Origin of the sequence: Spongiactinospora rosea (assembly GCF_003315795.1) — a bacterium.
GTDB classification, from domain to species: domain Bacteria; phylum Actinomycetota; class Actinomycetes; order Streptosporangiales; family Streptosporangiaceae; genus Spongiactinospora; species Spongiactinospora rosea.
Map to the genome: position 1 here is coordinate 77347 of NZ_QMEY01000021.1, position 22609 is coordinate 99955.

The following is a 22609-nucleotide window of genomic DNA, read 5'->3' on the forward strand; positions in this document are numbered from 1 at the left end:
TCATCTCATAAACTACGTAGGGTGATCTTCAAGCTGGTCGGCGACGGACGCCCCTATCCCGAACACGGTCTATCCAATCGCGATTGGGCCCAGATACCCCCGCGGCAGGTCCGGCTCGACTCCTTGATCACCACGAAGGCCGTGCTGGACCTTCACTCCCTGCTGGCCAAGGACTCCACGTTCTACGGCGACCTGTTCCCGCACGTCGTCCAGTGGCAGGGCGAGTTCTACCTTGAGGACGGCCTGCACCGCGCCCTCCGCGCGGCCCTGCACCAGCGTTCGGTGCTGCACGCCCGCGTCCTCGAACTCACCGACCCGGGCTGAGCCCCGCCGCCATGAACGAGCCGTCAGCGAAGCGGCCCCGGGTGCTGGTCAGCCGCCCGCTGCCGACCGACCCGGCCGTCCGTGGTTCCCGATCGCTGTTCCTGAGCCAGGCCGCGCAGCAGGGCGTTCGCGCGGACCGGCGGATGCTGTACGTCGGCCCCGAACCCGCGGGCCGCGACGTCGCCGAGTGCCTTCGGATCGCCCCGGGCGACGAGGTGATCGTGCGGCGCAAGCTGATGCTCGCCAACGACGTACCGGTGCGGATCGCCACCAGTTACTTCCGGGCCGACCTGTTCGCCGGCACCCGCATCGCCGAACCGGGCTTCGTGCTGCCGACCCTCCAGGCCGCGCTGGAAGCCCTCGGCCACCACTTCGGCCGCGCGGAGGAGGTGCTGGTCGCCCGGCGTCCGACCCTCTTCGAGGCCGAGACGCTCGACCTGGACCCGGGCGAGTGGGTGGTCCAGGTGGTCCGCACCGGCTACGGCACGGACGACACGCCGGTGCACACCCTTGAGACGATCTGCGCGGCCGACCGGCATGTCTTCCCCATCCGGCAGGTCACCGGCAACGACGAGTTCTGAGAAGACAGGAGCACGCGGGGCGAGGGCTCCGGGCTACCAACTCGGAGCGCCTCGCCCAGGCAGAGGGCTCCGCGAAGAGTCACCTGCACCGCAGCGACGATACCGTCTGGCCGTTCTGGCGTGCGCTTCTCTGTGTAATCAAACGATAGCCGGGACGAGTTTTACCGCCTCCTGGGGTGAACGGAGTACCAACCGGGCGTGCCGATAACGGGTGCGCTGCACACAGAAGGGCAGTAGAGTCACCCCTGTCGCAGACGCACCGTAACGGGACAGCTACCACCCGTCACATATCGGGCGTTGCCGACATCGCTCCGCGAATGCTCTTACATCACCCAAGTGAGGGAAAATTGGAGATCCTGCATCCCCTGCTCGCGGTCGGGGTCATCCTCGCCGTGCTCGCCGTCGCCTACTACGCCATCCGGCGCGTCTCCGACGTCGCCCCCGCGCGGATCGCGGGCGTACTGCTCGCGTTAGCCACGCTGATCGGCGCGATCCCCCTGCTCATCAAGGTCCTGACGCCTTGACGGTGCCGGGCCCGGCGTCGCCGGGCCCGGTCGTGCCCGCACGCTCGCCTCACGGCTGGATGACCACGCACCGCCACCCGCCGAGCGAGCCGTTCCACGGGAAGACGTGACCGCAGTGGTACAGGCCCGCGGCCGAGCCCGAACGGATCTTGACGTCGACGTCGACGAAGCCGGAGCCGTCGCAGCTCCCGCCCGAAATCTCGTAATAGCCCGGCTCCGCCTCCGGCGTGCGCTGGCCGAACCAGCAGTCGTGGAAGCCGTCGGCGTACGCGGGCGGGGCGGTGAGGAGCGTACCGGCCATCGCCGCCGCGCCGACCGCCAGGGCCAGTACCGATCTCGTGATCTTCACGGCGCTCCTTCCTCAGGGCCGCACATGGACCAGGTAGGACCACCGCGAACGTTAGCCAGCGCACCCATCGCCGCCCAGAGGCATCTGTCACCGGTTCGTTGTGAAATCCTCAGCGCCCTTCGTGCTACTTTCGGTGTCGCCGTGCGCCATCGCGAGCTGAGGAGGTGAGTCCGATCAACACGATCAGCACTGTCACCGGTCGGGCCTCCCTCCCCCGCATGGCCTAGGGAGCCCGCAGAAGGCATCCCGAAAGGCGTGAACGCCATGCGCTTCACCGCTCAGACGTCGTCCGGCGGCGTCTCCGAACGACTCTTCACCCTCGGCGAGATCCCCGGCGTGCTGTGGACCCCGGAGGGCGCCACCGGCCCGCGCCCGCTCATCCTGATGGGACACGGCGGGGGGCGGCACAAGAAGGACCCCGGCGTCCTGACGCGCGCGCACCGCTTCGTGACCGAGTGCGGCTTCGCGGTCGCGGCGGCCGACGTACCCAACCATGGCGACCGGCCCGAGCAGGTCGAATACCAGCGGATCGCGACCGAGATCCAGGCTCGCGTACAGGCCGGGGACGACCCGGCTCCGCTGATCGCCGGCTTCCAGTCCCTCGTGGCCCGGCAGACCGTCCCGGAGTGGCAGGCGGTCCTGGACGCGGTCCAGGCCCTTCCGCACGTCGGCCCCGCCCCGGTCGGCTACTGGGGCGTCTCCCTGGGCTGCGGCCTCGGCGTCCCCTTCGTCGCCGCCGAACCCCGCGTCCGCGCCGCCGTCCTCGGCCTGGGCGGCGCCCACGCGTCGGCGGAGGCCGCCGCGCGGATCACCGTCCCGGTGGAGTTCCTGCTCCAGTGGGACGACGAGCGAGTGCCGAGATCCCAGGCCCTGGCCCTCTTCGACGCCCTGGCCTCCCCCGAGAAGACCCTCCACGCCAACCCCGGCGGCCACGGCGAACTCCCGCCCTTCGAACTGGACAGCACCATCCGCTTCTTCACCCGCCACCTGCGCTGACACCCGGCCCCAAGCAGAAAGCCAAGCAGAAAGCCCGTCCCCTGCGACAGGGGACGGGCTTCGGTGTGGCGGTGGAGGTGGGATTTGAACCCACGGTAGGTTGCCCTACACACGCTTTCGAGGCGTGCGCCCTCGGCCACTAGGCGACTCCACCGTCGAGCAGCCTACCGGAAAAGGGGGGGTGGCCGTTACCTGCGGGTGGTGAAGAACTCGGTGAGGACGGCGGCGCAGTCGGCGGCGAGGACGCCGAGGACGACCTCGGGGCGGTGGTTGAGGCGGCGGTCGCGCAGGACGTCCCAGAGGGAGCCGGCCGCGCCGGCCTTTTCGTCGGTGGCGCCGTAGACGACGCGGGCCACTCGGGAGAGGACGGCGGCGCCCGCGCACATCGTGCAGGGTTCGAGGGTGACGACGAGAGTGCAGCCAGAAAGGCGCCAGTCGGCGCGGGAGCGGGCGGCGGCGCGGAGGGCGAGGATCTCGGCGTGGGCGGTGGGGTCGTGGGTGGACTCGCGGGCGTTGGCGGCGGCGGCGATGGGCGTGCCGGCCGGGTCGAGGACGACCGCGCCCACCGGGACCTCGCCGGCCTGGGCGGCGCGGCGGGCCTGGGCGAGCGCGAGGCGCATCGCGTCCTCGAAGGCGGTGTCCATCAGTCCCGGCGCGAGGTCACCGGAGGCGGTCGAGTTCGTCGGCGAAGGAGAGGCGTTCGGCGATCACCGAGAGGGTGTCCGCCGGGAGCACGCCCTCCTCCATGCTCAGCTCCAGCAGCTCCTCCGCGCTCACCCCCAGGTCGCTGAGCAGCTCGAAGTCGCCCGCGGGGCGGACCCCCAGGTCGGCGGAGTCCTTGTCCGGGGCGACCCCCGCCAGCTCGGTGAACAGCTCGCCGAGCGCGTCATTCACGCCCGCCCTGTCGTCGGAGATGAACGCCCGCGGCTCCTCGTCGCCCTCGTACCGGGCGATCGCGAACCACTCGTCCTCGACCTCCACGCAGAGCAGCGCGATCTCCTCGCCGCTCACGTCGAGGCGTTCGAGCACGGCGTCGCTGAGATCATCGACGATCTCGGCGTCCCGCAGATCCACCTCGGCCCCGCTCCAGCCGTCCCCGGTCTGGACGAAGGCGGCCGCGAACAGGCTGCTGCCAATGGGTCTGGAGGGCATGTGCTTGCTCCTGGATCAGCCGAACACCGAGTCGAGGGCGCGTTCGAACGGCTCGGAGAACCCCAGCCGCGTCGCGATGCTGGACAGCACCTCGTCCGGGAGCAGCTCGAAGTCGCCGGACAGCGCGCCCAGCTCCATCTCGTCCAGGCCGAGGTCGGCGAAGATCGACAGATCGCCGGCCGGGAGCGCGATCTCCTCGTCCTGGAGGATCGCGTCCAGCTCGGCCTCGTCCGGCACCGGTACGTCGAGGAAGTCCAGGGCCTGGCGGGCGATCGGCCAGTCCCACGACGCGGTGATGTCGGACAGGAAAAGGTTCACCCGGTCACCGAACACCCTTAATGCCACGAAGAACTCATCCCCCACGGCGACCAGGCCAATCGTTCCGCTCATACTCGGCTGCTGGCGCAGGGCGTGGATGAGCCCCCGCAGGTCGGAGGTCAACGCCACCGGCAGCATCCCGGCTTCCCAGTGGTCGTCCTCCCGAAAGACCACGATGGCGAAGTCGAGCACATCTTCGTCTGTCATCGTCACCCCACCGACGTGGTCACTTGCCATGGTCAATCGTCCCAGAAGGCACCCGCCGCCGTGGGGATCTCCGACCAAATTGTGATCCAAAACGCGATGACGGGCAGGTGCCGTAGTCGGTCCGCGGCCCCAGCGGCTACGGTTGAGGCCCATGGAGACACTGGTCGTCGACCACCCCCTGGTCGCGCACAAGCTCACCGCGCTGCGGGACGTGCGCACCGACTCGCCGGCCTTCCGCCGGCTCGCCGACGAACTGGTCACGCTGCTCGCCTACGAGGCCACCCGCGACGTGCGGATCACCCACGTGACGGTCGAGACGCCGGTCTCCCCGGCCCAGGGCGTACGGCTGGCCCGCCCGGCGCCGCTCGTCGTACCGATCCTGCGGGCCGGTCTCGGCATGCTCGAAGGGATGACCCGGCTGCTGTCCACCGCCGAGGTCGGGTTCCTCGGCATGATCCGCGACGAGGGCACGCTGACGGCCCAGACGTACGCCACGCGGCTGCCGGAGAGCCTGGCCGGTCGCCAGTGCTACGTGCTCGACCCGATGCTCGCCACCGGCGGCACGCTGACCGCCGCCATCGAGCTGCTGTTCGAGCGCGGCGCGGCCGACGTCACGGCGATCTGCCTGCTGGCCGCGCCGGAGGGTCTGGCCCGGGTGAAGAACGCCTTCGCCGGCACCGGGCGGCCGGTCCGCGTGGTGACCGCCGCGGTGGACGACCGCCTCGACGTCAAGGGCTACATCGTGCCGGGACTCGGCGACGCCGGAGACCGCCTGTACGGCGTCGCCTGAAAGCCGCGCCGCCACGCGACCCGCACGCCGGTTGGTCAAATCCGGGTAATCCCCTGACGCCATTGTCATCCTCAGTTACATACTGTTGTCGTATGGGTACGTCGAGTGACGAAAGCATCTCTGCCGTGTCCCGTCCGAAACGACAGGCACGCATCGGGGAGAACGATGAGCGAGCTGATCCGCCGGACCTCGGCGGCCATGGAAGCGGCGGCATGAGCCGGCCCGACGACGCCGACACCCCTCCCTATGTCGACGTCGAGGCCGCGCTCCGCGACGAGTTCGCCGGCGTGCACGCGCCGGCGACCGTGACCCGCTGCATCGAGGCCGCGCACTACGGGGCCCTTGAGGTCGCCGGTGGTGCGCACCGGGGGCTGGTGGAACGGATCGCGCGCAAGCACCTTGAGGTTCTCGCCCTGGTCGCCGCCGAAGGCGGATGACCACCGGCGACCACGAGGGCCTGGGACGACGCGACGCCGTCGCGGACAACTCAGGACTGTCATGGTTAAGGACGCTTTACCCCAGCAACAGCCTGGGTAATGTATACGGCGGGTGCAGTGGGCCGAGCGGTAACGGGAGACGACAGTGCAGGTCAAGAGAGTTCTACAGTACACAGGGATCGCCTTCGTGGCGTTCTACCTGCTGTCCAGGCCGGGTGATGCGGCCTCAGCCGTGCGGGGCGCGATGAACTCCGTGTTCACCGCCGCCGACTCACTGGCGCAGTTTGTGACGCAACTGTCATGAGACTTGTGACCCACGGGGACTCTGCTCCGTCGTCGGTCAACCGCTACCTGCTCCCCCACGAGAACCAAGTCATCATGGTCAGGCGGCACCCCGCCATCCTGCTTCGCCCGGTCGCCGAGGTCTTCGGTGGCCTGATCCTGGCCGGGCTGCTCAGCAGGTGGTTCGGCGGGAGTGCCGGCGGTCAGGCCCTTGTCGTCGTCTGGTGGGCCTGGTTGCTGTTGTTGATCCGCTTCGTGTGGAAGGTCGCGGAGTGGTCGGTCGACTACTTCGTCGTGACCTCCCAGCGGATGCTGCTCACGTACGGGCTCATCACGCGCAAGGTGGCGATGATGCCACTCGGCAAGGTGACCGACATGAGCTTCCAGCGTTCGGTGCTGGGGCGGATGCTCGGCTACGGAGAGTTCGTCCTGGAGTCGGCCGGTCAAGATCAGGCTCTCTCGACGGTCAACTACCTTCCGTATCCGGAGACCCTCTATCTAGAGGTGTGCCAGATGCTCTTCCCGGGCTCGGACCCGGCCGATGATTAGTGCCTGATCGTCCTTTGTTCCCGTGTGTGAACGATCGTTCACACACGGGATTCTTCACGTGGGGTTACCCATTTCCTCGCCTTTATGCAATCATGACGAGAACATTGACCATTACCCCGCCCTGAGAGATCAGATGCCGAGTCAGGGATCCATTGGTGACCGCGTCCGAGGATTGCGGCTGAGCAGGCGGATGTCCCAGGCCCAACTGGCCGGGCCCGACCTCTCCGACAGTTACGTCTCTCTCATCGAGTCGGGTAAGCGTACCCCGACTCCCGTGGTAGCCCGACTCCTGGCCGAACGACTCGGTTGCACCACCGAGTTCCTGTTGCACGGCATCGAGCCGCGGCAGCGGATCGACACGGAGTTGGGGCTGCGTCACGCCGAGCTGGAGCTCCAGCACGGCGATCCGGCAGTGGCAGCCGACCGATTTGGCGAGATCATCAAGGCGGCCGGCGAAGAGAACGCCATGCTTGCGGCGCATGCCCGGTTCGGGCGGGCGCGTGCGCTCAAGGCGCAGGGCAAGCTGGGACCGGCCGTGGAAGCCTTCGAGAGGTTACGGCGCGAGGCGGCGGCGCATCCCGAGCGCCTGGCCGACCTTCCGCTCACCATCGCGCTGAGCCGTTGCTATCAGCGCGCCGGAGACACCCTCCGGGCTCGTGACCTGGCCGGACACGCCCTCCGCCAGGTCTCGCGGCTCGGGGTCACCCATGGCGAGATCGCCGTCGACCTGGCCTCCGTGCTGGTCGAGGCGGGAGCCGTGCACGGGCAGCAGAACGGCACGCTGTCCTACGTACGTCAGGTCCTCGCCGACAACGACATCCCTCGGGCCATCGACCGCGAGCAGGAGGTGCGCGCGCTGTGGCGGGCCAGTGTCACGGCCGCGCAGGGGGACGACTCCGCGCTCGCCGTACGGCTCGCCGACGACGCCATCTCCACCGGCAGGCCCGCGCGGATGGCCCTGCGGCTGGCCAAGATCGCCATGGAGTGGTCGCGGCTGGTCATCGGCCCGGTCGGCGAGAGCCGTCCGGGCGAGGCGCGGGAGCACGCCACCGCCGCGATGCGGATCTTCACGGCGTTCCCCGCGCACGTCGACGAGCGCGCGACCAGCATGGTCGTGCTCGCCCATGTCCATCTCGCGAGCGGGGAGTACGACGAGGCCGCGCGCCTCGCGGGCTCCGCCCTCGAACTCCTCGAAGGTTCCACCACGCCCACCGCGGCCACCGCTCACCTGGTGCTCGCGGAGATCGCGATGGCCGCGGGGCAGGGCGGCGACCCGGCCGCAAGCCTGAGCAACGCGCGTAAGCTGCTGGAAAGCGCGCCGACGGCGGAGATCGACCGACGGCACGCACGCGCCTGGCGGGAGCTGGGCGATCTTTATGGCAGAGCGGGCTTCGAAGACGATCAAGCCGGCGCTTATCATAGAGCGCTCCAAGCGGTCGGGGTGCGTTCCGCGCTCACCGGCCTGGCCATCGACTCGGTGCTCACCGTCTGATCGACTCCCGAGGTCAGCCGGGCGGGCGTCCCGGCTGACCCGGCCCCCTCTCGCGGGTCCACCGTCTCGCGTCTGAAATAATCGGTGGTCTACCGGTCATCGACTCATGGGATGACTGGTCACCCCGGAGGAGGCGAGACTGTGAGTCTGCGTACGGCACAGCGGGCTTCCCTGGTGGACCAGGTGATCGACCAGCTCAAAGAGCAGATCGTCACCGGTTCCTGGGCGTTGCACGCCAAGATTCCCACCGAGACCGCGCTCGCCGAACAACTCGGCGTCGGTCGTAACACCGTGCGTGAAGCCGTTCGTGCGCTCACCCACGCGGGCCTGCTCGACTGTCGTCAGGGCGACGGCACCTACGTGCGCGCCACCAGCGAGCTGTCCGGCGCCATGCTGCGGCGGCTGCGCCAGGCCGAGCAACTGGAGATCCTTGAGGTCCGCCGTGCCCTGGAGATCGAGGCGGCCCGGCTGGCCGCGACCCGGCGCACCGAGGGCGACATCCTGCTGATCGAGGAGGCCCTGGCGGTACGCGAGCGGGCCTGGGAGAGCGGCGAGCCGACCGCGTTCGTGGAGTCGGACCTGGAGTTTCACATGGCGGTGGTGCGTGCCACCCACAACCAGGTGCTGCTCGACCTGTACGAGGACTTCACGGCCGCCCTGCGTGCCAGCATCACCGCCGCGGGCACCTCTCCCAACAGCTCCTACATCCCGCACGACGCCATCGCCAGGGCCATCGCGGCCGGTGACGCCGCCGCCGCCGAGCGCGCCGGGCACGCCTGCATGGAGCACATCCTGATCGCCCTCACCGAAGGCGAGTAAGACGCGGAACGGCCCGTCCCACGGGCCCGGGTGACCGTTAAACACCACACATTTCACGTCAGTCACGAATGACTAACTCATTCACTCGGCAAGTAAACCGATCTTTATTTCGCGCGTCGGCGCCTTCATCGAATGCGATTCGGTAATCATCCGAGGCGCAGCGACATTACCAGGTAACGGAAGTCAGGCTCGGCGTCACCGGGCACTCCAGAGATGAGGGCGGGTCGTGTTGCGGACTCCATGTTGAGCCGCACCAACTCGCCCTCCACCCCGCCCAGCCCGTCGAGCAGCCAGTGCGACTGGAAGGCGATCTCCAGGTCATCGCCGGTCAGGTGGCATTCGACCGCCTCGGCGCCGCGGCCGATGTCGCCCGCGCCCGCCTGGATCAGCACCCGGCCCTGGGAGAAGGAGAGCCGGACGGCGGTGTTACGCTCCGCTACCAGGGCGACCCGCTTGATCGCCTCGATGAAGGGCGCGACGCGGAGGTCGGCGCGCACCGACCAGTCACCGGCCAGCCGGGAGCGGTAGTCGATGAACTGCTCGTCCAGCAGCCGGACCGTGGTGGCCCGCCCCACGCTCTCGAACCCGGCCACCCCGTCGCCCAGCGCGATGGCGACCTCGCCGCCGCGCAGCGACCTGGCGACGTCGACCAGCACCCGGGCCGGGACCATGGCCGCCGCGCTGAAGCCGGGCCGCTCCGGCCGCCAGTCGTACTCGCGGGCGGCGATCCGGTAGCGGTCGGTCGTGGCCATGGTGACGGTCTCGTCGGCGAAGTCGAACCGGATGCCGGTCAGCATCGGCAGCGTCTCGTCCCGGCTCGCCGCGGGGGCCACCTGGCCGACCGCCGCCGCGAACACGCCGCCGCCCACCGCGCCCACCCGCTCGGGCATCGGGGGCAGCGCCGGGAAGTCCTCGACCGGCATGGTGAGCAGCGCGAACTCGGCGCTGCCACAGGTCAGCACCGCCTCCACGCCCGAGGTGACGATCTCGACCGGCTCGTCGGGCAGGCTCTTGCTGATCTCGGCCAGGATCTTGCCGGGGATCAGCACCCGCCCGGGCTCGGCGATCTCCGCCTCGACCGAGCAGCGCGCCGACACCTCGTAGTCGAACGCCGACAGCACCAGCTCCTCGCCCGCCGAAAGGAGGATGCCGGTGAGCACGGGCACCACCGGCCGGGCGGGCAGCACCCGGGCGGTCCACGCCACGGCCTCGGCCAGGACATCGCGGTTCACCCGGAACTTCACCTTGGTCCACCTTTCGCCCCGCCAGAACTTCCTCTGGACACCCCCTGAAAGGTAACCCCTTCCCCCGACAGAAGGCGGGGAGTCAACGGCGATCGGAGGTCAGGGCTGGGCGTTGAGGTAGGCCAGGACGGCGAGGACCCTGCGGTTGTCGTCGTCGGAGGGCGCGAGGTCGAACTTGCCGAAGATGCTCGCCGTGTGCTTGCCGACCGCGCTCTCGCTCAGGAACAGCCGCTGGGCGATGGCCGCGTTGGAGCGTCCCTCGGCCATCAGCGCCAGGACCTCCCGCTCGCGCGGGGTGAGCCGGCCCAGCGGGGCGCTGCGCGCGTTGCTGGCCAGCAGCTTGGCGATGACCTCGGGGTCCATCGCGGTACCGCCGCCCGCCACCCGGCGCAGCGCGTCCACGAACTGCGCGGCGTCGAAGACCCGGTCCTTCAGCAGGTAGCCGACCGAACCTGAGCCGTCGGCCAGCAGTTCGCGGGCGTAGAGCTGTTCGACGTGCTGGGACAGGACGAGCACCGGCAGCCCGGGGACGCGGCGGCGGGCCTCAAGGGCGGCCTGCAGCCCCTCGTCGGTGAACGTCGGCGGCAGGCGTACGTCCACGATGGCCACGTCGGGAGGGTCGCCGGTGAGGGCCTTCAGCAGTTCGGGGCCGGTCTCGACGGCGGCCACGACGTCCAGGCCGTGCGCGCGCAGCAGGTGGACGAGCCCTTCGCGCAGCAGGTACAGGTCCTCGGCAATGACCACTTTCACTGGACGATCTCCGCCTGCGGGGTCACCGGCCGCCGGGCCGCTCTGACATTCTGGACATTCAGCACCATACCTAGAGTGAACAGCCCGACCCCCAGCAGAACCATCGCGGTCATGACCTGCCACTCCCGCCCGGCCAGCCCGAGCCAGCCGATCCACACCACGTCCGGCCCGTACGCCAGCGCGTACACCATGGACGCCACCCCCAGCGGGAACAGCGGCAGCGCGAACACCGACAGGCACACCTGGGCCAGCCAGCGCCGCCATCGGGGCGGCCCGCCCGGGTCCACGGGCACGACCCGCGGCGCGGCGGGAACGGTCACCGTGGCCGTCGTGGGACCGCCGCGCGGGCTGTCCAGCGCGAGCGTGCCGTCGAAGGCCGCGACCCGCCGCCGGATGCCGCGCAGGCCGCTGCCCCTGTCCGGGTCGGCCCCGCCGCGCCCGTCGTCGGCGACGACCACGGTCAGCCCGGTGTCGTCGTGGTTCAACGTGACGGTGGCCCGGTCCGCGCCGCCGTGCCGTACCGCGTTGGTCAGCAGCTCGCTGACCGCGAAGTAGAGCGCGGACTCGATCGGGGCGGGCACCGCCTCCGGCAGGTCGCCGTCGAGCCGTACGTCGAGCGGGCTGTCCACCGCCAGCGCGCGCAGCGCCCCCACCAGGCCGCGTTCGGCCAGCACGGGCGGCCGGATGCCGCGCACCAGGCGGCGCAGCTCGGCCAGCGTCGCCGCCGACGCCTCCTGGGCCTTGACGATCATCGCCTCGGCGGCGGCAGGGTCGGACTCCAGCAGTTGCTCGGCCGCGCCCAGCGTCAGGCCGATGGCGACCAGCCGGGCCTGCGCCCCGTCGTGCAGGTCGCGCTCGATCCCGCGCAGTTGCGCGGCCTGGGAGTCGACCGTCTCGGTACGGGACTCGGCCAGCCGCCGCACCCGCCCGGCCAGCCGGGACCGCTCGGTCGGCCCCAGCAGCACGCGCAGCCACAGGCCGTGCAGCCGCAGCACCCAGGGCGCGGCCAGCACGCCCAGCGCGACCGGCCCCGCGACCGCGGCGAACGCCAGGGGCGAGGCGCCCAGCCCGTACGCCAGCACCACCCCGCACCCGGCCAGCCCGTACGGCAGCAGCGGCAGCAGCGGCCCGCCGAACGCGTAGGACACCACCCAGGCCAGGTCCCGCCAGGTCGCCGGGTCGCGCAGCAGCCAGTTGAGCCGCCGGTTGAAGTCGGGCATCCGGGGGGTGCGGTAGAGGTTGCGCCCGTCGCGGTACCAGCCGTCGGGCTGGCGTACGGCGGGCGGCGGCTTGGGCAGGTACGGCGGCGCGATCGGCACGCCCGACCAGTCGTGGGCGAGCCTGCGGGCCAGCCCCGTCCACGTCCGGGTGAACCGGATGGCCGGGAGCAGCAGGAACGCCAGCAGCCCGGTCCCGCACGCCAGCAGCACCACCAGGACCACCGCCGCGACCAGCACATGGACGACGCCCACCGCGCCCAGCCCGAGGCAGCGGGCCAGGGCGAGCAGGTGGTCACGGAGGGAGGGGCGCGGCACGCTCACCACCCCCTCCACTGCGGGTAGGCCGGCCCGCACGCGTCGCCGCCGTGCTCGCGCGAGTGCAGCAGCGGAAGCGTCGCGGCCATGCCGTACAGGAACGTGCCGAGCAGGATCATCAGCACGATGAACGGCCACTGCATCGGCTCGGGCAGGTAGAGGGCCAGGAACCAGCTCCGGTTGTCGGAGTTGACGATCTTGGTGACCCCGGCCACGAACCCCTGCGGGAACAGCGGCAGCCACCCCAGGGTCCAGCCGAGCACCACCGGAACGCTCTTGCTGAGCGGCATCGGCGGGTGCGTGCCCTCGGTGGTGTGCGCGAGCGCCTGCGGCAGCTCGATGGTGATCATGGGCGGACCCACGCCCTCCCGGCCCACCGCGACCACGCCGTCGAACACGCCGACCCGCCGTTCGATCCCGGCCAGTACGGCGGGCGCGGGCGCGGACATCCCGGTCAGCGTGATCCGCAGTGCCATGCCGCGCGGGCTGACGTCGATCTCCACGCGTTCGGCGCGCTCGTCCCGCGCCGCCTCGGTCAGCAGCTCGCTGATCGCGAAGTAGGCGGCGGCCTCGACCGGCGCGGTGGGCCGCACCTGGAGGTCCACGACGACATCGACGTTGAGCGGGCTGTCCAGGGCCAGGGCGCGCACGGCGTCGCCGAGGCCGCGTTCGGCCAGGACCGGCGGATGGATGCCGCGTACCAGGCGGCGGATCTCGCCCAGCGCCTCCGCCGACGCGGACCGCGCCTGGCCGAGCAGCGTGCGGGCCGCCGCAGGGTCGGCCCTGACCAGGTCGCGCGCGGCCCCGAGCGTCATGCCCACCGCGACCAGCCGGGCCTGCGCCCCGTCGTGCAGCTCGCGCTCGATCCTGCGCAGTTCGGCGTTCTGGGCGTCGAGCGCGTCGCTGCGGCTCCTGGCCAGCCGGCCCATGTCACCGGCGATCCGGGCGCGCGAGCTGAAGCCGAGCAGCCAGGAGCACCACAGCGCGTGCGCGCGCAGCAGTACCGGCGCGACCACGAACGCGCAGGCCACCATCGCCAGCCCGGCCGGGACGGTGAGCACCGCGGGCCAGGGCACCGGCGTGACCCACGGCGCGGCCAGCGCCAGGCCGTACCCGGCCAGCGCCGGCGGAAGCAGCCCCACCGCCGCCGCCACCACGCCGTCCATGCCCAGCCACAGCATGTCCCGCCAGGTCGCCGGGTCGCCGAGCAGCCACTTGTAGCGCTGGTTGAACGCGGGCACCCGCGGGGTCTTGTAGAGCACCCGGTCGGCGCGGTACCAGCCCTCGGCGTCGGGGACCGGCGGCGGGGGCGGCGGCTCGTACGGCTCCGGGATCTCCACCCCGGACCAGGCCCGCGCCCGGCGCCTGGCCAGCCCCGCCAGCCTGCGGTGCCTGCGCACCAGCGGATCGAAGACGAACACCATGCCCTGGCCCATCGCGAGCACCAGGGCGATGATCGTGACCAGGCTCATCAGGATTTCGGCGACCGCGGTGACCAGCAGGAGCGTGGTCCGCGCGAACGCGCGGGCGTATGCCGCCACCACCGCTTCCTCCTTGCCGCCCTCGGGCCCGTCCGTGTCCAGTTTGCGGGATGATCGCCCGGTCCGGCACTGGCCCCAGGCCCCTGACCGGGGTGTACCTAGCCACACCCCCGGTCGGCGTCCAGCCCGATTCCGCCGCGCCGCCCGGATTCCTAGCGTCGTCGGTATGGCAATCATCGATGTCAGCGACCTGCGAAAGTCCTACGGCGGGCGGGCGGTCGTGGACGGCGTCTCCTTCTCCGTCGAGGAGGGCGAGATCTTCGGCGTCCTCGGGCCGAACGGCGCGGGCAAGACCACCACCGTCGAGTGCCTGGCCGGGCTGCGCACCCCCGACGGGGGCGACATCCGCGTGGCCGGGCTCGACCCCCACAGTGACAGGTCCGCGCTCAAGCAGCGCCTCGGCGTGCAGTTGCAGAGCGCCGTACTGCCCGACAAGCTCAAGGTCGGCGAGGCGCTCGACCTCTACGCGTCCTTCTACGACCACCCCGCCGACTGGGCCGCCCTGATGGACCGGGTGGGCCTCGGCGGCAAGCGGAACACGCCGTTCGCCAAGCTGTCCGGCGGCCAGAAGCAGCGGCTGTCCATCGCGCTGGCGCTGATCGGCGACCCGCGCGTGGCCATCCTCGACGAGCTGACCACCGGCCTGGACCCGCAGGCGCGGCGGGACACCTGGGGGCTGATCGAGGAGGTCAGGGCGTCCGGCGTGACGATCGTGCTGGTCACGCACTTCATGGAGGAGGCCGAACGGCTGTGCGACCGGATCGCCGTGATCGACTCCGGCCGGGTCGTCGCCGTGGACACCCCCGCCGGGCTGGTCGCGAGGGTCGGCGAGGAGCAGCGCATCACGTTCCGGATCGGGGACGGCGACGACGGCGGCGCGGTGGAGTCCGCGCTCAAGGAACTGCCGGAGGTGACCGGCGTGACCCGGTCGGGCGGCCGGTTCGCGGTCTCGGGGGCCGATTCGCAGGACGGCTCGGCGAGCCTGGTACTCGCGGTGAGCACCACGCTCGCCGCGCACCGGGTCGCCCCGCTGGACCTGCGAATCGACCGCGCCACGCTGGACGACGCCTTCCTCGCCCTGACCGGCAAGCCGATCGACTCCTGAAAGGAGCCCGCTCATGCGCAAGATCCTCACCGTAGAGACCAGGCTGCTGCTCCGCGAGCCGGCCGGTCTGATCTTCGCGGTACTGCTGCCGATCGGCCTGCTGCTGATCCTGGGCAGCCTGCCGACCTTCCGCACGCCCGACCCGAAGCTGGGCGGCATGCGGCTCATCGACAACCACTTCCCGGCGATGATGACCGCGCTCGCCGTGGTGACGCTCGCGTTCGTGTTCGTCCCGAGTGCGCTGGCGCTCTACCGGGAGAAGGGCATCCTGCGCCGGATGTCCACCACGCCGGTCCATCCGGTGAAGCTGCTGGCGGCGCAACTGGTGCTCAACGGGGTGACGGCGGTCGTCGCCGTGGTGCTGATGATCGTGGCGGGCGGCCTCGTGCACGGCGTGCCCGCGCCGAGGAACGTCGCCGGGTTCGCGCTCTCGTTCGTGCTCGGCGTCGCCTCGCTGTTCGCCATCGGGCTGACCATCGCGGCGGTCGTCGGCGCGAAGGCCGCGCCCGCGATCGGCAACGTGCTGATGTTCCCGCTGCTGTTCTTCAGCGGCGTGTGGATGCCCCGCGAAATGATGCCGGAGGCGCTGCGGCGGATCGGCGACTTCCTGCCGGTGGCCCCGTTCGGGCAGGCCATGCGGGACACCTGGGCGGGCGGCTCGCCGCAGGTGCTGAACCTGGTCGCGATGGCGATGACCCTGCTGGGCGCGGGCGTGGTCGCGGTGCGGACCTTCCGATGGGAGTGACCTCGGGGTCGGCGGGCTCAATAGGCTGGGGGGCATGCTCACCCTGGCTCACATCAGCGACACCCACATCGGCGGCTCCGAGCACAGCGTGCAACGGATGGAAGCGACGGTCCGCTACCTCGCCGAACTGCACGAACCCATCGACGCCGTGGTCGTCACCGGCGACGTCGCCGACCACGGCGCCGCCGACGAGTACGAGATCTCCCGTGAGCTGCTGGGGCGGCTGCCGTACCCGACGATCGTGTGCCCGGGCAACCACGACTCGCGCGCCGAGTTCCGCAAGGCGCTGCTCGGCGACGGCGACGGCGGGGACGCCCCGGTGAACCAGGTGCTGCACCTGCCGGAGGCGACGATCGCGCTGTGCGACTCCACCATCCCCGGGCGTCCCGAGGGCTACCTGGACGACACCACGCTGACCTGGCTGGACGGCGTACTGGAGTCCGCCGACCGGCCCGTGTTCGTCGGGATGCACCACCAGCCGGTGCCGCTCGGCATCCCGTACGTGGACGAGATCATGCTCCGCGAGCCGGAACGGCTGGCCCAGGTGCTGCTGCGGCGCAGCCGCACGGTGGCGGCACTGCTGATCGGCCACGCGCACACGGCGGCCAGCGCCAACTTCGCCGGGGTGCCGGTACGCGTGGCCGCCGGGGTCAGCTCGACGCTGCTGCTGCCCGCGGAGAGCACCCAGCGGGCGGCGATCGACTACGACCAGCCGCCCGGGTTGTCCTTCCACCTGTTCGAGCCGGACGGCGGCTGGCTCGTCACGCACTCACGGGTCGTCGCGACTCAGCCGTGAACGCCGCGTAGACCGCGTCCAGGCCCATCGCCGCGCGTACCTCCCCGACGGTCTGCCGGACCACCTCACGGGTACGCTCGGTGCCCTCCACGACGAGGCGTTCGACCAGGCCCGGTTCGCCCTCGAACCGGGCCCGCCGCTCCCGCATCGGGTCCAGGAACGCGTTGATCGCGTCGGCGAGCTTGGTCTTGACCTCCACGTCGCCGACCCGGCCCGTCCGGTAGCGCTCCTTGAGGTCGTCCACCTCGGCGGTGTCGGGGTTGAACGCGTCGTGGTAGACGAACACCGGGTTGCCCGCAACGGTGCCGGGGACGTCGGCCCTGACGCGCTTGGGGTCGGTGTACATCCCGCGGACCTTGCGGCGCACCTCGTCCGGGGAGTCGGACAGGTAGATCGCGTTGCCGATGCTCTTGCTCATCTTGGCCTGGCCGTCGGTGCCGACCAGGGACGGGACCTCGGCGGAGATCAGCTCGGGGACGGGGAACGTCTCGCCGTACAGGTGGTTGAACCGGCGGGCGATCTCCCTGGCGATCTCGACGTGCGCGGCGTTGTCCTTGCCGACCGGTACGGCGTGCGCCTTCACGCACAGGATGTCGGCCGCCTGGAGCACCGGGTAGCCGAGCAGGCCGTAGGGCATCTCCTCCTTGCCCGCGTCCCTGGCCATCTCCTTCAGGCTCGGCACGCGTTCCAGCCGGGGCACCGTGACGAGGTTCTGGAACAGCGTGTTCAGCTCCATGACCTCCGGGATCGCCGACTGGAGGTAGAAGACCGCGAGGTCCGGTTCCAGGCCGGCGGCCAGGGAGTCCAGGACCATGTCCCGCGCGTTGCCCGCCGATCTCGCGATGTCCTCGCGGGTGTTCTTGGTGGTGAGCATGTGCAGGTCGGCGATGATGAAGTAGCTCTGGTAGGAGTGCTGGAGCGCGCGGCGGTTGGCGATGCTGCCGACGTAGTGGCCCAGGTGCAGCCGCCCGGTCGGCCGGTCGCCGGTGAGCATCCTGGGTGGCGCGGTGGTGGTCATTCGGCTTCTCCTCCTCGTTTACGCGGCCCTCGGACAGGCCCCGGAAAACGAGGAGGGCCGCCCGGAGGGACGGCCCGATTTCGCTCGCGCGTCAGGTGACCGCCCTAGGACGGCCACCACCAGCTCGACGCGCGAATCATGCGGCCGACTTTACCCGACCTGTGGCCCTGATCGGCTCACCGACCTCGTGCATGTGCCGCAACGCCCGCGCGTAGGACTTGATCAGACCGCACTCCTGGTAGTCGATGCCGAGCTCGGCGCAGTAGTCGCGGACGATCGGCTGCGCTTTCCGCAGGTTGGGCGACGGCATGCTGGGGAACAGGTGGTGCTCGATCTGGTAGTTGAGCCCGCCGAGCGCGATGTCCACGAACCGGCCTCCGCTGACGTTGCGGGAGGTCAGCACCTGACGGCGCAGGAAGTCCGGGCGGTCGTCGCCGCGCAGCGTGGGCATCCCCTTGTGGTTGGGCGCGAACGTGCAGCCCAGGTAGACGCCGAACACCGCCTGGTTGACGGCCAGGAACACCAGCGCCTGCGGCAGCGGCAGCGCCCACAGGACCGCGCCGACCCCCAGCACGACGTGCCCGGCCAGCAGGGTCGTCTCGATCCCGCGCCGCTTCACCGCGGGCTTGGACAGCGCCCGGAAGCTGGACACGTGCAGGTTGAGGCCCTCCAGCGTGAGCAGCGGGAAGAACAGGTACGCCTGCCTGCGCCCGATGAACCTGGCCAGGCCGCTGCTCGCCGTCGCCTGCTCCTTGGACCAGAGCAGCACGTCCGGCGAGACGTCGGGGTCGAGATCCTCGTGGTTGGGGTTGGCGTGGTGCCGGTTGTGCTTGTCGTTCCACCAGCCGTAGCTCATGCCGATCAGCAGGTTGCCGACCACCAGGCCGGTCGCCTCGGTCGCCCGCCGGGTGCGGAAGACCTGCTTGTGCGCGAGGTCGTGGGCCACCAGCGCGGTCTGCGCGAAGATCACCGCGAGCAGCGCGGCCAGCCCGATGACCAGTGGCCAGGAGTCTCCGATCAGGAAGACCGCCGCCCAGCCGGCCGCGTAGAGGCATCCGACGATGCCGAATCTGACGACGTAGTAACCGGGGCGCCTGTCCAGCAGCCCGGCCTCCGCGATCCGGCGGGACAGCAGCGCGAAGTCGCTGCCTCGCCCGCTCACCGAACGATCGGGGGGATCGACCATGGTAGAGCCGGTCACGGGGGTCTCCTCACCTGTTCGTGGACGCTGACATAGCGAAACTTTGCCGGACATCGGCCCGCCGCGCCGGTACAAGTGCCTGTACAAGTTTGGACACCTGCTGTTCAGGGGCGAAATCCCGTGCACACCCCTGCTCGCGGTGGTGCCAGCACTACCATGAATTTCCGGTCAGTGGGCAAAAGCCGCTGGTCGGCGGTTCGCCGCTATTCGCGAACACGGCCGAGGAAGTCGAGCACGCGCCGCCACATCAGCACGGCCGAGTCGGCGGAATAGCCGGGCAGATCGGGGTGGGCGAACAGGTGGGCGTCCCCCGGGTATACGAAGCGCTCGAAGCCCTCGCCGACGTCCGCCCGGAGTTCGGCGATCTCCTTCTCCTCCACGAACGGGTCGCCCTCGCTGTAGTGGACCTGGATCGGTACGCCCGCGGGCCACCCGCCGTCCGCCACCTCACGGACCGGCACCGCGCTGTGGCAGAGTATCGCGCCCCTGGCCATGGGGTGGGTCGCGGCCAGAAATTGCGCGCCGAGCGCGCCGAGCGAGAATCCGGCGAACACTACCGGGCGGACGACGCCTTCGCCGATCTCCTTCCAGCGCCGGAACAGCTCGGGGTAGGTCACGGCGTCGCGCTTGCGCAGCCCGGCGTCCAGCTCGTCGAAGACCTCGCCGTCGTAGTAGTCGGGGGTGTGAATGATATGACCGGCATCGCGAAGAATGCCGGCCGCGACCTCCACTCCGCGCCGCAGGCCCAGCGCGGAGTGCAGAAGAACGATTTCGGCCATGCGAACGTGTGTACCATCCCCGCGGTGTAGGTGACGAGCGCTAATGCGGGGCCATGTCCACGAAACGGCTGTAATGCCCCTGAAAGGCGACCGTGACCGTGGCGGTGGGGCCGTTCCGGTGCTTGGCCACGATCAGGTCGGCCTCGCCCGCGCGGGGCGACTCGCGCTCGTAGGCGTCTTCGCGGTGCAGCAGGATCACCATGTCGGCGTCCTGTTCGATGCTGTTGTGGACGGCGATGCCGTCGGCCACGAAGTTGTGGGTGCCGAGCACCGTGGCGTCGTAGACCTCCTGCTCGCCCAGCGGCTCGACGGCGGCCACCTCGTCCCACAGGACGTCGTTGACCGCCACCACGTCGAGGTCGGCCGCGTCGAGGACGGTGGCGACGCCGCCCATGCCGCGGTCGTGCCGAAGGGCGCTGCCGACCCGCCGCCACACCTCTCCGGACACCTCCGCGCCGGTCTCCGCCGCGCGCAGCCGGGTGGCGACCTCGCCGCCGCCGAGGCCCAGCGCGTCGAGCAGGCGGAGCTGGTCGGCGGGGGCGGGCACGCTCAGCCGGTGGCCGCCGGGCACGGCCTCGATGTGCGCCAGGACGTTGAACCGGAGCAGCAGCCGGGCGAGGTCGTCGATCACCCGGCGCTCCGCCGGGCCGTACGTGACGCGGGCCTCCGTGCCGTCCCACCGGATCTGCCCGCCGGTTGTCCACAGCCTGTGGACAAAGTCGGCGAGCCGGGACTTGGGCAGCGCGGACACATCCTCGATCGACTCGTCCGCACACCGCAGGGGGGCCGGGACGTGCCGGGGCACGGCCAGGCGGGCGCCCGGCGCCAGCTCGCCGAGCGGACGCCAGCCGTCGTGGGTCAGGAACGGGTGGCCGGCCGTCGCCGTGACCTCCCGGCCCGACCGCAGCCGCAGCCGGTAGACCGGCTTGACCCCGCTCGGGAACACGTGCGTCATCCTGCGCGGGACCAGCCGGAGGCGTTCGTCCAGCGACCAGACCGGGATGTCGCGCTCGCCGCGGGCCAGCAGCTCGCCGAGCGAGACCTCGGCCCCGGTGTCGGCGCGCAGCACCCGCGTGGCGGCGGTCAGGCACCCGGACTCACGCAGGTCGCTGACCTGGGGACGCTTGTCGGTGCGCTGCTCGGGACCACGGTTCAGCTGGGAGATCGCGATCACCGGCACCTCCAGCTCCTTGGCCAGCAGCTTGAGCGCCCGGGAGATCTCCGAGACCTCCTGCTGACGGCTTTCGGTCTTCTTCGGCGAACTCATCAGCTGGAGGTAGTCGACGATCACGAACCGCAGGTCGTGGCGCTGCTTGAGCCGCCGGCACTTGGCGCGGATCTCCATCATCGACATGTTCGGGGAGTCGTCGATGAACAGCGGCGCCTCGGCGACCTCGCCCATCCGCTTGGCGAGCTTGGCCCAGTCCTCGTCGTTCATCGAGCCGGAGCGCATGTTCTGGAGGCCCACGCGGGCCTCGGCGGACAGCAGGCGCATGGTGATCTCGTTGCGGGACATCTCCAGCGAGAAGACCACGGTGGTCATCTGGTGCCTGATCGCGGCGGACCTGGCGAAGTCGAGGCCGAGCGTGGAGTTGTGCGTCGGCACCCAGCCGGGACCGGCCAGGTAGAGGTGGTCGGGGGCGTCGACCTGCACGCAGCGGACCGGCACGGACGCAGTGGGGCGTACGGCCAGCACCCGGTGGACCGGCCGCGGGGGCGACCCGGTCGCGGGGGCGCGGCCGAGGCTGCTGATCAGCTCCCGGACGTCAGCGGCCAGGCCGGGCCCCGGGGCGGCCATGCGCACCTCGCCGCGCGCGTCGAGCAGCCCGTCCAGCAGCGCCTGTCGCTGCTCCTGGGCGGCCCGCAGGTAGCCGGGGGGGATACGGTCCGCCTCGCCCCGCGCGAGGCGCTGACCGAGCTCGTGGGGCGGCTCTGGGAGGTCGTGATCGGGAGCCTGGAACGGGCGGGCCGCCGCGATGGTGTCGCCGGCCGCCAGTTTCGCCGTGGTCGTGACGATCGTCCCGCCGGGCGACTCGATGGGCCACTGGTGGTCGGCGTCGGCCACCAGGACCGTGCCGTCGTCGAACTCGACCTCATGGCACGGCCGGTCGCGCATGACCTCGGTCGCCGCGACGACCTTGACCGGGCGGCCGTCCGCGCCGATCAGCAGGTCGCCGGGGGCCACCTCGCCCATGGTCGTCCAGCCGGCGGGGGTGGGCAGCGGGGTGTCCAGGGCCAGCGCCTTGCCGATGGCCGGGCGGGCGGCGACCACGATCATCTGCCCCGGGTGCAGGCCGTTGGTCAGCGCGTCGAGGTCCTGGAACCCGGTCGGTACGCCGATCAGCTGGCCGCCCCGGCTGCTGATCGCCTCGATCTCGTCGAGCGCGCCCGGCATGATGTCGGAGAGCGGCAGGTAGTCCTCGGAGGTGCGCCGCTCGGTGACCCGGTAGATCTCCGCCTGGGCCCGGTCGACCAGGTCGTCGACCTCTTCGTTCTGGCCGCCGTAGCCGAAGGAGACGATGCGCGTGCCCGCCTCGATGAGCCGGCGCAGGATGGCCTGCTCGCGCACGATCTTGGCGTAGTAGCCCGCGTTGGCGGCGGTGGGCACCACGGCGGTGAGGGTGTGGATGTACGCGCCGCCGCCGACCCGGCCCAGCTCGCCGCGCTTCTGCAGCTCGTCCATGATCATGACCGCGTCGGCGGGCTCGCCCCGGCCGTACAGGTCGGTGATGACGTCGAAGACGATCTGGTGGGCCGGGCGGTAGAAGTCGTCGGCGCGGATCAGCTCGATGACGTCGGCGATGGCGTCCTTGGAGAGCAGCATGCCGCCGAGCACGGACTGCTCGGCCTCGATGTTGTGCGGCGGGGTGCGCTCGAATCCGGCCCCGAAAGCCGGCGACGACTCGGCCTCCACGACGCACCCCCTCTGTTCGGAGCTGTCGGCCCACCCCCGTTTTAGTCGACCGGTGAGACAGTTTCGCCGCTGCGCCGGGGGGACGGCAACGCGGCCTGTGGACAACCCTGTGGTTAACGTGTGGCTAACGTGTGCACTTCTTCCCCAGAGATGGGGACGCC

General features: G+C 70.8%; 24 protein-coding genes and 1 tRNA gene. 12 read left to right on the forward strand and 13 right to left on the reverse strand.

The features are described from left to right. Positions 1-21: 21 nt before the first annotated feature. From DP939_RS33965 to DP939_RS46425, 3 genes are all read left to right on the forward strand, one after another. Positions 22-324, forward strand: coding sequence for a type II toxin-antitoxin system VapB family antitoxin (locus DP939_RS33965; RefSeq protein WP_111166967.1), 303 nt, complete (start codon positions 22-24; stop codon positions 322-324). An 11-nt stretch (positions 325-335) separates the two neighbouring features. Further along, positions 336-905 (forward strand): GntR family transcriptional regulator, encoded by a 570-nt coding sequence (locus DP939_RS33970; RefSeq protein ID WP_113984940.1) that lies wholly within the window; start codon positions 336-338, stop codon positions 903-905. Between the two features lie 347 nt (positions 906-1252). Further along, positions 1253-1429: a hypothetical protein gene (locus tag DP939_RS46425; RefSeq protein WP_158578849.1), complete on the forward strand. Its 177-nt coding sequence runs from the start codon at positions 1253-1255 to the stop codon at positions 1427-1429. Positions 1430-1478: 49 nt separating this feature from the next. Here the strand turns inward: DP939_RS46425 and DP939_RS33975 are convergent, their stop codons facing one another. Next, positions 1479-1778 (reverse strand): hypothetical protein, encoded by a 300-nt coding sequence (locus DP939_RS33975; RefSeq protein ID WP_113984941.1) that lies wholly within the window; start codon positions 1776-1778, stop codon positions 1479-1481. 264 nt (positions 1779-2042) lie between these two features. Between DP939_RS33975 and DP939_RS33980 the strand changes: the two genes are divergently transcribed. Beyond that, the gene (locus DP939_RS33980; protein ID WP_113985024.1) at positions 2043-2774 is read left to right on the forward strand and encodes an alpha/beta hydrolase family protein; all 732 of its coding nucleotides are present in this window, start codon (positions 2043-2045) and stop codon (positions 2772-2774) included. A gap of 66 nt (positions 2775-2840) precedes the next feature. On the opposite strand, the gene DP939_RS33985 is transcribed toward DP939_RS33980, so the two are convergent. From DP939_RS33985 to DP939_RS34000, 4 genes are all read right to left on the reverse strand, one after another. After that, positions 2841-2928: transfer RNA gene (locus tag DP939_RS33985), tRNA-Ser, on the reverse strand. Positions 2929-2962: 34 nt separating this feature from the next. Then, positions 2963-3418, reverse strand: coding sequence for a tRNA adenosine(34) deaminase TadA (gene tadA, locus DP939_RS33990; RefSeq protein ID WP_225878671.1), 456 nt, complete (start codon positions 3416-3418; stop codon positions 2963-2965). A 16-nt stretch (positions 3419-3434) separates the two neighbouring features. Then, entirely contained in the window at positions 3435-3926 is a 492-nt protein-coding gene (locus DP939_RS33995) for a tRNA adenosine deaminase-associated protein (RefSeq protein WP_113984942.1), read from the reverse strand. 15 nt (positions 3927-3941) lie between these two features. Beyond that, positions 3942-4451: a tRNA adenosine deaminase-associated protein gene (locus tag DP939_RS34000; protein WP_113984943.1), complete on the reverse strand. Its 510-nt coding sequence runs from the start codon at positions 4449-4451 to the stop codon at positions 3942-3944. 151 nt (positions 4452-4602) lie between these two features. Between DP939_RS34000 and upp the strand changes: the two genes are divergently transcribed. The 5 genes from upp (at position 4603) to DP939_RS34025 (ending at position 8820) form a co-directional block, all read left to right on the forward strand. Beyond that, positions 4603-5241, forward strand: coding sequence for a uracil phosphoribosyltransferase (upp, locus tag DP939_RS34005; protein WP_113984944.1), 639 nt, complete (start codon positions 4603-4605; stop codon positions 5239-5241). 212 nt (positions 5242-5453) lie between these two features. After that, entirely contained in the window at positions 5454-5678 is a 225-nt protein-coding gene (locus tag DP939_RS34010; RefSeq protein ID WP_113984945.1) for a hotdog family protein, read from the forward strand. A 300-nt stretch (positions 5679-5978) separates the two neighbouring features. After that, positions 5979-6509 (forward strand): PH domain-containing protein, encoded by a 531-nt coding sequence (locus tag DP939_RS34015; protein ID WP_111166961.1) that lies wholly within the window; start codon positions 5979-5981, stop codon positions 6507-6509. A gap of 133 nt (positions 6510-6642) precedes the next feature. Then, the gene (locus DP939_RS34020; RefSeq protein WP_113984946.1) at positions 6643-8001 is read left to right on the forward strand and encodes a helix-turn-helix domain-containing protein; all 1359 of its coding nucleotides are present in this window, start codon (positions 6643-6645) and stop codon (positions 7999-8001) included. Positions 8002-8142: 141 nt separating this feature from the next. Then, entirely contained in the window at positions 8143-8820 is a 678-nt protein-coding gene (locus DP939_RS34025) for a FadR/GntR family transcriptional regulator (RefSeq protein ID WP_113984947.1), read from the forward strand. Between the two features lie 146 nt (positions 8821-8966). Here the strand turns inward: DP939_RS34025 and dnaN are convergent, their stop codons facing one another. The 4 genes from dnaN to DP939_RS34045 form a co-directional block, all read right to left on the reverse strand. Then, on the reverse strand, positions 8967-10064 hold the full coding sequence (dnaN, locus tag DP939_RS34030) for a DNA polymerase III subunit beta (protein ID WP_113984948.1): 1098 nt from the start codon (positions 10062-10064) through the stop codon (positions 8967-8969). Between the two features lie 99 nt (positions 10065-10163). Further along, positions 10164-10814 carry a response regulator transcription factor gene (locus tag DP939_RS34035; protein ID WP_113984949.1) on the reverse strand — a complete coding sequence of 217 codons (651 nt, stop codon included), beginning with the start codon at positions 10812-10814 and terminating at the stop codon, positions 10164-10166. Continuing rightward, positions 10811-12355, reverse strand: a complete 1545-nt coding sequence (locus DP939_RS34040) for a sensor histidine kinase (protein ID WP_225878672.1) — start codon at positions 12353-12355, stop codon at positions 10811-10813. The genes DP939_RS34035 and DP939_RS34040 overlap by 4 nt, the downstream gene beginning before the upstream one ends. Next, a complete protein-coding gene (locus DP939_RS34045; protein ID WP_225878673.1) occupies positions 12352-13893 on the reverse strand; it encodes a sensor histidine kinase in 1542 nt (513 codons plus the stop codon). The genes DP939_RS34040 and DP939_RS34045 overlap by 4 nt, the downstream gene beginning before the upstream one ends. Positions 13894-14056: 163 nt before the next feature. On the opposite strand from DP939_RS34045, the gene DP939_RS34050 reads away from it, so the two are divergent. The 3 genes from DP939_RS34050 to DP939_RS34060 are packed head-to-tail and all read left to right on the forward strand — an operon-like array spanning position 14057 to position 16536. Further along, positions 14057-14995: an ABC transporter ATP-binding protein gene (locus tag DP939_RS34050; RefSeq protein WP_113984951.1), complete on the forward strand. Its 939-nt coding sequence runs from the start codon at positions 14057-14059 to the stop codon at positions 14993-14995. A 13-nt stretch (positions 14996-15008) separates the two neighbouring features. Next, a complete protein-coding gene (locus DP939_RS34055; protein ID WP_113984952.1) occupies positions 15009-15740 on the forward strand; it encodes an ABC transporter permease in 732 nt (243 codons plus the stop codon). A gap of 34 nt (positions 15741-15774) precedes the next feature. Then, positions 15775-16536: a metallophosphoesterase gene (locus tag DP939_RS34060; RefSeq protein WP_113984953.1), complete on the forward strand. Its 762-nt coding sequence runs from the start codon at positions 15775-15777 to the stop codon at positions 16534-16536. Here DP939_RS34060 and trpS read toward each other — a convergent pair. The 4 genes from trpS to dnaB form a co-directional block, all read right to left on the reverse strand. Then, positions 16502-17554 carry a tryptophan--tRNA ligase gene (trpS, locus tag DP939_RS34065; RefSeq protein ID WP_113984954.1) on the reverse strand — a complete coding sequence of 351 codons (1053 nt, stop codon included), beginning with the start codon at positions 17552-17554 and terminating at the stop codon, positions 16502-16504. The genes DP939_RS34060 and trpS overlap by 35 nt on opposite strands. 136 nt (positions 17555-17690) lie before the next feature. Then, on the reverse strand, positions 17691-18755 hold the full coding sequence (locus tag DP939_RS34070) for a fatty acid desaturase family protein (RefSeq protein ID WP_404828620.1): 1065 nt from the start codon (positions 18753-18755) through the stop codon (positions 17691-17693). Between the two features lie 203 nt (positions 18756-18958). After that, a complete protein-coding gene (locus DP939_RS34075; protein WP_113984956.1) occupies positions 18959-19534 on the reverse strand; it encodes a dienelactone hydrolase family protein in 576 nt (191 codons plus the stop codon). A 40-nt stretch (positions 19535-19574) separates the two neighbouring features. Beyond that, positions 19575-22358: a replicative DNA helicase gene (dnaB, locus tag DP939_RS34080; protein ID WP_199565610.1), complete on the reverse strand. Its 2784-nt coding sequence runs from the start codon at positions 22356-22358 to the stop codon at positions 19575-19577. Positions 22359-22609: the final 251 nt, after the last annotated feature.

Coding starts and splice junctions, on each gene's coding strand:
- DP939_RS34010 (WP_113984945.1), top strand. CDS start 5,454: ATGAGCCGGCCCGACGACGCCGACACCCCTCCCTATGTCGACGTCGAG.
- dnaB (WP_199565610.1), bottom strand. CDS start 22,358: ATGCTGCTCTCCAAGGACGCCATCGCCGACGTCATCGAGCTGATCCGC.
- DP939_RS34055 (WP_113984952.1), top strand. CDS start 15,009: ATGCGCAAGATCCTCACCGTAGAGACCAGGCTGCTGCTCCGCGAGCCG.
- upp (WP_113984944.1), top strand. CDS start 4,603: ATGGAGACACTGGTCGTCGACCACCCCCTGGTCGCGCACAAGCTCACC.
- DP939_RS34000 (WP_113984943.1), bottom strand. CDS start 4,451: ATGACAGACGAAGATGTGCTCGACTTCGCCATCGTGGTCTTTCGGGAG.
- DP939_RS34050 (WP_113984951.1), top strand. CDS start 14,057: ATGGCAATCATCGATGTCAGCGACCTGCGAAAGTCCTACGGCGGGCGG.
- DP939_RS33995 (WP_113984942.1), bottom strand. CDS start 3,926: ATGCCCTCCAGACCCATTGGCAGCAGCCTGTTCGCGGCCGCCTTCGTC.
- tadA (WP_225878671.1), bottom strand. CDS start 3,418: ATGGACACCGCCTTCGAGGACGCGATGCGCCTCGCGCTCGCCCAGGCC.
- DP939_RS33970 (WP_113984940.1), top strand. CDS start 336: ATGAACGAGCCGTCAGCGAAGCGGCCCCGGGTGCTGGTCAGCCGCCCG.
- DP939_RS34075 (WP_113984956.1), bottom strand. CDS start 19,534: ATGGCCGAAATCGTTCTTCTGCACTCCGCGCTGGGCCTGCGGCGCGGA.
- DP939_RS34060 (WP_113984953.1), top strand. CDS start 15,775: ATGCTCACCCTGGCTCACATCAGCGACACCCACATCGGCGGCTCCGAG.
- DP939_RS34015 (WP_111166961.1), top strand. CDS start 5,979: ATGAGACTTGTGACCCACGGGGACTCTGCTCCGTCGTCGGTCAACCGC.
- DP939_RS34020 (WP_113984946.1), top strand. CDS start 6,643: ATGCCGAGTCAGGGATCCATTGGTGACCGCGTCCGAGGATTGCGGCTG.
- trpS (WP_113984954.1), bottom strand. CDS start 17,554: ATGACCACCACCGCGCCACCCAGGATGCTCACCGGCGACCGGCCGACC.
- DP939_RS33980 (WP_113985024.1), top strand. CDS start 2,043: ATGCGCTTCACCGCTCAGACGTCGTCCGGCGGCGTCTCCGAACGACTC.